The organism is Micromonospora sp. NPDC049900, assembly GCF_044461025.1.
In the GTDB taxonomy this organism is placed as follows: domain Bacteria; phylum Actinomycetota; class Actinomycetes; order Mycobacteriales; family Micromonosporaceae; genus Micromonospora.
This window is the reverse complement of the sequence record NZ_JBITKM010000007.1, coordinates 333,028-341,721: the sequence shown is the minus strand read 5'-3', so window position 1 is coordinate 341,721 and position 8,694 is coordinate 333,028. Positions and strand designations below refer to the sequence as shown.

The following is an 8,694-nucleotide window of genomic DNA, read 5'->3' as shown; positions in this document are numbered from 1 at the left end:
GGCCCACATCACGAATCGTGCGACCGGAGTCGAGCACCAACGCCGCAGCCTGACGCCGGAACTCCTCGGGGTACTTACTCTGTCGAGCCACAACGCTTCCTCCTCCTCGGCAGGATGCCAAGTCAGGAGGTGTCCGGCCTCAGGGGGTCACTTCACCCCGAACACGGGGCGGCCGTGTCCCTATCAGCGGTCCGCCGACGCCACCCGGCCCGGTGACAACACCCCCGGATCATCCCAACGACAGGGGCAGGCAGTCATACCGAGCCGGGCGACCGAGGAGTCCCCGGCTGGGGACGATTAAAAAGGTAGCGGGCGGGCACGTCCGGCGGAGCCGACGCTGTAGGCCTCAGCCGTGTCTGTCGGTCACGCTCGTGGCCGTGCTGGGTACACGCCGCCACCGATCAGTTGGGTAGACGCGGCGAAGTTGTTGGATAACAGGCCGCATACGCCGCCAGGCTGTTGGGTGGCTGTTGGGTGCCCGGCCGCTTCTGATCGTGGTGGTGGCATGGAATCGCGGGCCTTTGTGGTCGTGAAGACGAACTCGGTAGCGCCGCATCGGCGCACGTGCAAAACGACGTACCGCACACTGGTCGCGCTGCGAAGCGCGGCGGCGTTGATCGCTTCCGCCAGCCGGTCGGTGAGTGTTATCGGTAAGATCGACGACGACCAAGGTCCTGCGGTCACCCGGCCGCGCGTCGGCGCAAGCGGACAAGGCTGGCCGATCAGCTTGCCCCGGTGGGCTGTCCACCCCGATAGCTGCCCCACCCGGGTATACGCACCAACATCCACGCCCGGCGCTGCCGCCGGAGGGCGCGTGGTCATGAACCGGGATCTGACCAAGCTGACGACGGGCCTGCCGCCGCCGTGGGCGACGTTGCTCACCGACTGGGACCGATCGCTGCGGTCAGGGAACTACCCCTCGACCACGCGCTACAACTACCTGCTGGCCGCTGCTCAACTGGGCCGGTACCTCGCCGGCGACAGCGAGTCGGATGCGGGGGAGGCAAAGAACCCGGGATCAGTCTGGTCGATTCCCACCCGCCCCTTCCGGCAAGCGCACTTCGCCGTCTATCCGATCGACATACCCCTAGGCGCCATCATCGCCGGCTCTCCGCCTGGCGGCGTCACCCTCGACCCGTTCAGCGGTGCCGGCACCATCGGCCTCGCCGCGCTGCAGCTCGGTCGCACATACATCGGCATCGACATCAACGCCGACTACCACGACATAGCCCTCAACCGAATCGATACACCGCGACAGCACGGCAGGCATCCATGACCGGCCGCTCCCAGCCCATACGAAACGGTACGCAGCCCGATGGCATCACAGCCACGAGGACCCGTCCGACCCGAGGGCCATCGAAGGTGGTGGCCGCCGGTGGCCCGAAGGGCGCGCCGCTGGACCGGGGGACTGCTCACGAAGGCGGCCTCATTTTGAGGGGGAGGCTCGGTGCGCCGTGCAGGTTTCCGTCCACTCCGAGCTGCGCTCGCCGCTGTCACATCGCGCTGCGTCTCTCCGGACCCTGGGGTCGATGGGCGTCGGCATCATGAAGATGGATCTTGCAAAGCTGGTGGCGGGTCTCTCGCCGGCATGGTCAGCGTTCCTCATAGACTGGGACCGATCGCTGAGGTCCGGAAACTATCCTGCGACAACTCGGTACAACTACCTGCTGTCCGCCGCCCAACTGGGCCGATATTTAGCCGCCCACGCCTCCCAACCTGATGGCAGTGAGGCGGTCGATACGCCAACGGCCGTGAACCGACGCAACCTTGAGGAGTTTCAGGCGTGGATGGTGCAGACCCGCTCGGCGTCGACCGCCCTGAACAAGCACAAGGCTCTACAGCAGTTCTTCAAGTGGCTGGCACTGGATGAGGAAGAAATCGACCAGTCGCCAATGCTGCGTGTGCGGCAACCGAAGACGCCGGTCAAGCTGGTCCCGATCATCCGCGACGAGGACACCAAGAAGCTCCTGGACAACTGCAAGGGCAAGGACTTCGTGCAGGTCCGCGACGAGGCGATCATCCGGATGCTGGCCAACACCGGAGCACGCCTGGCCGAGGTAGCGAATCTCCAACTCAGAGACGTCGACCTGTCGCGCGACACCGTGCACTACCACGGCAAGGGCGCCAAAGACCGACGAGTCAGACTAGGGCCCAAGACCGCCCGAGCGATCAGCCGCTACCTACGCGCCCGCAGCAGCCACCGCGCCGTCGGCCTGCCCGCCCTGTGGATCGCCGTACGAGGCGCGCGACCGCTGGCCGCCAACGGCATCAAACTCATGCTCAAACGCCGCGGCCAACGCGCCGGAGTCAAGGGTGTACACGCTCACCGGTGGCGGCATACCTACGCACATGAGTGGAAGCTGGCCGGGGGAGACACCGGCGACCTGATGCTGCTGCTCGGCTGGACCTCCGAGGACATGCCCCGCCACTACGGAGCCAGCGCCGCAGCCGAACGGGCCCAGCACGTGCAGGCCCGGATGGGGATCGGTGAACGTGTCTGACCTCGACAACGTCCACCAAAAGCCCGAAGGTGAGGGAGGGCAGCGGCCTGCTGGCCTGACACCAGAGCAACGCCGCCGTCGAGCACGCATCGCCGCGCACGTCTCCTGGGCCAACACCGCCGACCGCGCCGCTCGAACCGCAGCCGGCACCAGAGCCTTCCTTGACCGATTCGAACGCCAGGTTGATCCTGACGGCACTCTTCCCGTGGAGGTCCGCAACACCATGGCGCAACACGCGCGGAAGGCGTACATGCTGCAGCTGGCTGAGCGATCAGCAGCAGCAAGGAAGCGCAAAAGTCACGGGAGTGCTCGGAAGAGCTGATTGCGTTACCAGCGCTCGCTGGCGCCGAGAACCTGCAGGTCAAAGTGCCTGAACGCGATCAAGATTTGCCATCTTGCGCCATGTCGGGTCGAGCAGTGTCGCGTAGTCGTCTCGGAGAAGCTGCTCCGCTCACCCTTCCGTCCGACAAGCCTGTGCCGGATCAAGAGAGCGCCTCCGCGGCGCGGTAGGCGCGGTTCGGGCGTTCGTCTTCGCCGCGCCGCGTCTTTAGGGCCAGAACGACTTCCCGCGTCTGGGCTCGCTGGGCGGCGACTTCCAGTACGGCTCCGCTTCCTGCCTTGGTGGTGCCCGCGAAGCCGCGGCGCACGAGGGCGACGAAGGCCTCTCGGGGAAGGTAGCGGGTGTTGGCGTAGGTGACCTCGAACCCAGTGCGGGGGCCGGTGCGCAGGCTTCCGTCGGCGATCGCGCGTTGGAGGTAGTCGGCCGGTACGTACATGCCCTTGAGTACGAATGGGTCGCCGGGGGTGAAGTCTTGGTCGCGGACGAACTTGAACCAGAACGGACTGGGCACCATGCGCCAGTCCTGGGAGTTGACCGGCTCGTTCAAGCCGATGTCCATCCGCTGCAGTTGTTCCTCAAGTTCCGCCTGGGCGGTGTACGCCCACCGCTCGGCGCTTTTGTCTCGGCCGGTGGCGCGCAGCGTCATGCGTTTGTACTGCACGAGTGTGAAAATGTGTGCGAGTTCGTCGTAGTAGATGAGGTCGACGCCCAGGGCTTTCTCCAGGGGTTTGCGGTTGACGTTGGTGATGGTCAGCGCGAACTGGTCGTCGGTGAATCGGGCGATGCTGGAGCTTCGCATCTGTAGTTGACCGTGGGGGTCGAAGCGGCGCAGGTCCTCGGTGAGCAAGTCGTCCTCGTTGTCGGCCACCGACAGCGGGTTGTCAATGAGGTACAGCGGATTGAGCGTGGCGCCGAATGCCTCGCTGGGGTTGAGCCCGTCGCCCGGGGTGTACAGCAGGTCGTCGGGTGCCGGCACGCCGGAGATGTCGATCGCCAGTGAGACGGCGTCACGCTCTTCACGCAAGCGAGCGGCGTGTGGCCCGGTCAGCGGCTCGTCGGCCTCATGCAGCGCCGTGATCCACTGCCCGGCTGAGGGTGAGAGGTGGTGCAGCGCGGCGACCACGGCGGCACCGGCTTGCAAAGGCAGCCGTTCGGGATCGAGGGGATGGGGCAGCCGGCTCAGCAGGTCGAAGCGTCGCTTCACGTCTCGCGGTAGTGCCGCCTGCAAGCGCCTGAGCGGCACTGGTTCGGGAAGCCGGAACACTGGCGTGATAGAGGTGCGGTCCTTGCCGGTCGCTATCTGCTGTGAGCGACGGGCAAGGCCGATGAGTACTACAGCGGCGGCCTCGTCAGTGTCGTCGCCGGCGGAGCCGATGCCCAGCATGAGGGCACCGGGTTTCGGCCGGCTGTGGCGGTAGAACACGTCCGTTACCCGGGGCGAGGTACGCCGCTGATCCTCGTCGGTCATGACCTCGTCGAGTGCCCACAAGATCACATCACGTGCCGGCATGCGCATAGCCTGCCAGTAATCTTTGCCTGGGGCAGCCTTCGGCGGTCGTAGACGTCTTCAACGGTTCAGGCCTCATCCTCGGGTTCCAGGAAGCCGAAGCCCGCGGCCATGTGCTGTAGCGCGTTGCTGATGAGGTCGTCAACCTGCATCGGCGGCACCGGCGCAGAGGTGACGGCGATCGACATTCGGGAAGCGAGTCTCGGGTGGCCTCGCCGAGCGTGGCCAGGTCAAGCAGTTCCTCTAGGGCACGGGGGTGGCCGTCGGTCGGTGTGTTGGCGTGCTCGGCTTGTAGGTGCAGTTCCGTGACGGTTGGCCCGGCGGGAGGCTGGTCCTGCGGGTTCGCGGTCACGGCGAGCGGAAGATCATGATGTGCCGTGGTCCAGGCTGCCGTGAAGAAGCGGTGTATATCGTCGAGATCGAGGCGGAGGACCGAATCGCTTGGTGTCCGGCCGGGCGCTGGCAAGGCGGTGACGTCGATCCGGAGGTCAATGAGGGCCACGATGGTGGGCTGCAGGCCGTCGGGTAGCTGGAACCGTGCCCACAGTCCCAAGGCTGTGCGTCCGGATTCGCCGGTGAGGCGAAGGCGGTAGCTGGCCAAGCGCTAGTCGTTGTAGCCCTCGTCGGCCCGGGTGCGCTCCCACCTTCCAATGTCGGTGCACACGCCCACCCGCTGGGCCAAGGCCGCCGCGAGCGCGGACACGGACCGGTGGTCAGGGCGGCACGCAGACGCTTACGGCCTGCCGCGTCGATGGCCCGTGTGGTGTGCTGCCAGTTCAGCCGTGCCGCGCACCGCAGCCGCAGGTCCATGCGGTCGCCGGTGGAGGTCCACCGGTCCTGGCCGCGCGTCTCGAAGCTGAAGCGCGGCTGCGGATGCCAGCGCCACGAACCGTCGTCGCGGCGCACGAGCTCGCCAGGCTCCCATTGGCCTCCATCCAGGATGACCGTGCGAGAAGTGCCATCGATGAACGCGGGCGGGCGTGGGGCGTTGACAGTCAGGGTGTCCTGCCGCCCGCCGAAAGCGGGTTCGGCTGGTTGCACCGTCCGGCGGTCCGGAGTCGGTCCGGGCTGCCGCTGTGGGGCGAGCTGATCGCGGTTGGGCATTGCGGCGGCGACCGGGCGCGCGTTGGCCGCAAGCGCGATCAGCGTGGTGAGTGCGATCCCACGTAGCGGACGAGCGTCTTGTGGGCCAGCTTCGGTTACGAGCCGTACACATGATCTTTCTGACAGTGTCTGACAAATGCCCCACGTGCTGGTGGCGCGACGTTGACAGATCGAAATGTGTGGGCGAAGGTGTTGATCATTCTCACGTGGGGAGATCAACTTTGATTAGTCCGTTGTCGTCCTCGCCTGCGCATGTACGCCTTCGTCGACCCCGATGGCTGGCGGTCGCGGTAGCGGTCGCGCTGCTTGCTTCTGGGCTTGAGGTGTTACCTGACGCATCCGAGGTTGCCCTCGCGGCGTCCTCGTCGGAATCGGACTGTTCGGTGACGGTGGCTGCTGACGAGGCGGCGGCTGCCGCTTTGGCCGCCGAGTGTGGTGTGTCGGTGGAGGCGTTGAGTGAGCGGACCGAGTTCGAGCAGGTGATGGTCGAGCCGTCGGGTTCGCAGACGTTGACGGTGGCGGCGGTGCCGCAGCGGGTGCGTCGAAGCAATGGTTCGTGGGCGGCGATCGATCCGACGTTGTCGGTTGTCGATGGTGCAGTGGTGCCGGCGGCGACGTTGGCGGATGTGCGGTTCTCCGCAGGTGGGTCAGGGCCATTGGCGGTCTGGCAGGTGGGTGATTCGTCATTCACCCTGTCGTGGCCATTGGGTGCGTTGCCTGCGCCGCGGCTGATGGGTGCGACGGCGGTGTACGACGGTGTGTTATCTGGAGTAAATCTGCATGTCACGGCGTTGCGGGAGGGTTTCTCGCATGCCGTGGAGATTCTGACTCCGGCTGCGGCGGCGAACCCTGCAGTCCGTCAGCTGCGCTATGAGCTGGGTGGGACCGTGCAGGTACAGGGAGATGCCGACGGTGGGCTGCGGCTGGTGGACCCCGTGGGGGAGACGGTGGCGGTCACCCATGCTGCCACGATGTGGGACTCATCGATGGATCCGGCGATCGCCGGTGAGGTGATACCGGTGCGTGGTGCTGATCCGGTACAGGCCGAGCTGGCGACCGGCGCGGAGCCGAGTGTGACGTCGCGGCGCACAGGTCTCGCGGTGGAGGTTGACGACGGTGGCCTGACCGTGATTGCGGACGAGGCGATGTTGGACGATCCGACGGTGACGTGGCCGGTGTTCGTGGACCCGCCGTTCAACGGGTTGCGGTCGAAGTGGGCGTACGCGAACAACGCCAACAAGAACTGGGACGTGGGTAACCGTGCCTGGGTCGGGCGCAACTCCTACGACGGTGTGCTGTACCGGTCGTTCTTCGACTTCAACATCTCGACGTTGCGGCACGCTCAGACCACCGTCCTGTCGGCGAAGGTGACGATGGTGCTGGACCACTCGTGGTCGTGTGATCCGACGGCGGTGCATCTGTACCGCACGAACACGGACGGGATCACGGTGTCCAGCGGCGGCCGGATGAACTGGTCGACGCGGCCACTGCCGTCGTCGTACCGGTTGGGTTCGTGGTCGGGTAACGCTAACGAGGCTGGTGGCTGCGGGGTGATTCAGCCGGACGCGGATGCGGTGTTCGAGGGCAGCACCGTGCGAAACGATGTGCAGGCGCGGGCGCGGGCCAATGCGACGACCTACACGGTCGGCTTGTGTGCCTGCAACGCCAGTGGCGAGTACGAGTCGTCGCAGAACAGGTGGAAGAAGTTCTACACCAATAAGACGTACCTGATCGTGACGTACGACCGGAAGCCGAACCCTCCGGTGGGGCAGGCGTTCTCGGCGACGACGGACTGTTACAAGGCGTGCACGTCGCCGGCGGTGGTGCGGACGACCAACCCGACGTTGGTGGCGAGTGTGTCGGATCCGTACAACGGGAACCTGCGGACGACGTTCGAGGTGCGTACCTCGGCGTCGCCGTCGGCGACGTTGGTGGCAGGCAATTCATCGGCGCCGGTGACGACGGCGGCACCGGGTACCGCAAGGTGGCGGGTGCCGTCCGGGTTGGCCAACGGGTCGACGTACTACTGGCGGGCGCGGTCCACGGATGAGAACGACCTGACGGGCGACTGGTCGACATGGCAGACGGTAAGCGTGGACACATCACCGCCGGTAGTGTCGTCGGTGTCGTCGACGCAGTACCCGCTGCGGGAATGGGGCGCTGTGCTGGGCACCCCAGGAACCTTCGGGCTGACCGGCGGGTCGGACGTCGCGGACTTCACCTGGTCGGTGAACAGCGGAGCGGCTACCACGGTCGCCGCGTCGGGTACGAATCCGAAGACAGCGTCGGTGACGCACAACCCGACGAAGGACATGGTCAGCACGCTAAATGTGGTGGCCAAGGACATCGCCGGCAACACCAGCCAGACCTACCTGCACCAGTTCTGGGTGTCGCCGGTGCCGAACAAGTACGCCCGCTGGAAGTTCGACGAGACATCGGGCGTGACGGCGGCGGACTCGGGGTCGGGCGGTAGCGACCTCTCGCCGGCAACTGTGGCGGGATCGGTGTCGTTCGTGCCGGGTTATCTCGGCAACGCCGCCTCGTTCACTGGCGCCGGCGGTGAGATCACCACGAGTGGGCCGGTGCTGGACACCACCAGGAGCTTCACGGTAATGGCGTGGGTCCGCCCGTCGAACCTGGGGGCGCACGACTATCAGGTGGCGCTGAGCCAGGACGGAGCAACGGCCAGCCGTTTCCAGTTGATGTACAACAAGGACGCTAACGGCGGCGCGGGTGGCTGGTGCTTCGCGATGCGCGCGACGGATGGCGGGATCTCGACGACGGCCTGCACGGACGGTTCCGGGTGGGGACTGCCGGCCGACGGTGGCTGGGTGCACCTGGCGGGTGTGTACGACGCGACCACCAGCAAGATCCGTGCGTATGTGATGGGCGACCCGCTCAACTGCGGCGGTGAGACCGCCGAAACCACCTTCACCGGTACGTGGTCGGCGACCGGTTCGTTCGCCATCGGCCGCGGCCTGTCGTCGGGTTCGGCCGCAGATCGTTGGCGCGGTGAGATCGATGACGTCTATGCGTTCCAGCGGACCCTGTCTGACTGGGAAATTTGCCAGCAAGCCGCTCAGTAACCCATCCGACCTGGAATCCGGGCGGCCGAGCGTCATGGGTCAGCCTCGACTGCCAAGTCAACGGTCGCCCGGAGCGCCAGATCCATGTGCCGTCCGATCGTCACGTTTCGCGTCCGGTCCGTCGCTAGAGGCATGCATAGGGGAGTAGTGCTATGA

At 66.2% G+C, this 8,694-nt stretch carries 4 protein-coding genes; 3 read left to right on the top strand and 1 reads right to left on the bottom strand.

Annotated features, from left to right (window positions below):
• Positions 1 to 505: 505 nt before the first annotated feature.
• Positions 506 to 1,276 carry a DNA methyltransferase gene (locus ACIBMZ_RS18770; RefSeq protein WP_396695354.1) on the top strand — a complete coding sequence of 257 codons (771 nt, stop codon included), beginning with the start codon at positions 506 to 508 and terminating at the stop codon, positions 1,274 to 1,276.
• 253 nt (positions 1,277 to 1,529) lie between these two features.
• Positions 1,530 to 2,501, top strand: a complete 972-nt coding sequence (locus ACIBMZ_RS18765) for a tyrosine-type recombinase/integrase (protein WP_396695352.1) — start codon at positions 1,530 to 1,532, stop codon at positions 2,499 to 2,501.
• Positions 2,502 to 2,983: 482 nt separating this feature from the next.
• Here the strand turns inward: ACIBMZ_RS18765 and ACIBMZ_RS18760 are convergent, their stop codons facing one another.
• Complete coding sequence (locus ACIBMZ_RS18760) at positions 2,984 to 4,351, bottom strand: hypothetical protein (protein ID WP_396695350.1); 1,368 nt, start codon at positions 4,349 to 4,351, stop codon at positions 2,984 to 2,986.
• Positions 4,352 to 5,841: 1,490 nt separating this feature from the next.
• Between ACIBMZ_RS18760 and ACIBMZ_RS18755 the strand changes: the two genes are divergently transcribed.
• Positions 5,842 to 8,538 (top strand): LamG-like jellyroll fold domain-containing protein, encoded by a 2,697-nt coding sequence (locus tag ACIBMZ_RS18755; RefSeq protein WP_396695348.1) that lies wholly within the window; start codon positions 5,842 to 5,844, stop codon positions 8,536 to 8,538.
• Positions 8,539 to 8,694 lie beyond the last annotated feature (156 nt).